1 protein-coding gene is annotated in these 215 nt (G+C 45.1%); it reads right to left on the bottom strand.

The features are described from left to right. On the bottom strand, positions 1–173 hold a 173-nt coding region (locus DXA87_RS18505; protein ID WP_242995397.1), incomplete at its 3' end, for a helix-turn-helix transcriptional regulator. Positions 174–215 lie beyond the last annotated feature (42 nt).

Genomic DNA, 215 nt, shown 5'->3' with positions numbered 1-215 from the left:
AGACCTTCCAGTACCATCTTTTTGGTATTGTCAATCGAACCATTCTCATAACGCAGGATTGTGGAAGCGGTAACTCCCATCTTCTCTGCGACATAAGGCTGTGTCAGATTTAATTCCAGACGGCGCTGTTTTGCCCTGCTGCCAATCAGCTTGCGTAGTTCTTTATCTTTCATGCTGATGTGCCTCCTTTTTCGGTATGTCATTACTATACCACG

It is taken from the genome of Desulfotomaculum sp. OF05-3 (assembly GCF_003435535.1).
GTDB lineage: Bacteria > Bacillota > Clostridia > Lachnospirales > Lachnospiraceae > Pilosibacter > Pilosibacter fragilis.
This window is presented reverse-complemented; position numbering and strand designations above follow the sequence as displayed.